Annotated in this window: 1 protein-coding gene; it reads right to left on the bottom strand. The window is 58.6% G+C overall.

The window, feature by feature from the left end:
• Positions 1-1851: beta-ketoacyl synthase N-terminal-like domain-containing protein (locus L696_RS28920; RefSeq protein WP_209440999.1), on the bottom strand; the 1851-nt coding region annotated here is incomplete at both ends.

The following is a 1851-nucleotide window of genomic DNA, read 5'->3' as shown; positions in this document are numbered from 1 at the left end:
ACACGCCGACCGACTGATCGCTGAGGCTCTGTCTCGTATAGCCGGCATCTTCGAGCGCATGCCAGACCACCTCAAGGAACAAACGCTCCTGTGGGTCCATCAGTTCGGCTTCACGCGGCGGGATGTTGAAGAACATCGGGTCGAACTTGTCCACATCATCGAGGAAACTACCCCATTTGCTGTACAGCTTGTCGTTTTGCTTGTCCGGATCATAGTAGCGCACATAATCAAATCGATCCGGTCGGATCTCTTCGATGCAGTCCTTGCCCGCTTGGATGTTCGCCCAGAATTCCGCCAGCGATCCGGCCTGCGGATAGCGCCCGGCAAGGCCGATGATCGCGATATCCCGCACAGCCGGAGCGTGCGGTGTCATCGCGACCGTCTCGACCACATCTGCGGAACGCGCGGTCTCTTGAGCACTCGCCACAGCCGCTACTATCGATTCAACCGCCGCCTCTACCACCTCATCCACTTCAACCGTTTCCGGCAATTGCAGCAGCGAACGCAGCGTCTCTTCATACTCTTCCAGGAAATAACCCGTCAGATCTTCCAAGTTGCGGTACTCAAAGAACAGAGTCTTGGACAGCCCGGACCCGAACGCATCCTCGAACAGCTTGTTCAGCTCCAAGATCATCACCGAGTTGATGCCATACGCTTCGAACGCTTCCTCCGGCCGGATCATCGACGGCTCCAGCCCGATCGCCTCAGACAGCAGACCCCGCACGAATTCCTGTGCGCGAGATCTCAGCACCGCCACTCCACGGTCGCGAACCGCCTGCGTTTGGGCCGTCGACACCGGGGCCGCCGCCTGCACCAAGGCCGATTTTTCATAATTCGTCGCCTTGATCGAGAAATTGACGAGCCGCGCCACCACGCGCCCCTCCTCGTCGCAAACGGTCAGGTTAAACTTCTTGATGTCCGGGTTGTTCTTCGTCTTCGGGCTGACTTCGCTGTAGACGTGGCATCTGCGCGGTACGATCCCCCACATCTCCAAGCTTTCGATCGCAATCGGGATAAAATCGCGCTCGTCATCGCCGTGGAAGCGGTTGTTGATCAGCGCCGTCTGGAACACGCCCGTCAGCATCGTCGGGTGCAGCAGGTACTTCTCATACGTGTCTGCAATCATCTCCGGCAGTTCCAGCGTCGCCAGCGCTTCCTGCTCGTTGAGCACCATCTCCTGCATCGGCATGAAGCTCTCCCCGACGATCAAGCCCTCCGCATGAATCTGCTGATAGACCTGCTCCCGCGTCCAGCTCGCCGTGCATCGCTCTCTAATCGCCGCGAGATCGAGCGTTTCCACCTCGCTCTGCGCCAGCTGCCACGGAGCATATTCCAACGCCCCGGTCGCATGCACGACGCGCTCGGCCCCTTCCATTCTGTAGATCTCGTAGTCGGTGCGCTCCCCTTTTGGCAGCAGTTGAATGAACACATCAAACGGCTCTCCGCTCGAAGACAGTTGCTTCGCCCAGTAGCAGTTGAGCAGCTTGCTCACCCGCTGGCCCGGAAGAGCGAGTGCGCCGGCCTGTCTGGCCATCTCGGCATAGCACGCGCCTGGCACATTGTATTTGTTGTCCACCACATGATCGACCTGATAGAACTCCGTGTTGTCATAACGTCGCTGGTACAGCCCCTGCTCGCCATCGACCTTGTTCAGATCGATCAGCCCTGAGCTGCGATACAGCGGAGCCAGAGCCCCCAGCTCGGCATAGTGCGCCTCGATGACCGCGCGCTGCTTGTCTTGCAGCAGATAGTCCAGAATCTGTTGCGAGGTTCCATGCTCAAACAGCAACGGCGGTTTGAAATCGACGCCAAAATACTGCGAGATCAGGTTCGCGATCTGCAGCAGCGACA

This window comes from Paenibacillus maysiensis, from assembly GCF_000520815.1.
In the GTDB taxonomy this organism is placed as follows: Bacteria; Bacillota; Bacilli; order Paenibacillales; family Paenibacillaceae; genus Paenibacillus; species Paenibacillus maysiensis.
Note: the sequence above shows the minus strand (reverse complement) of the source record. Positions and strands in the feature narration are given on the sequence as shown.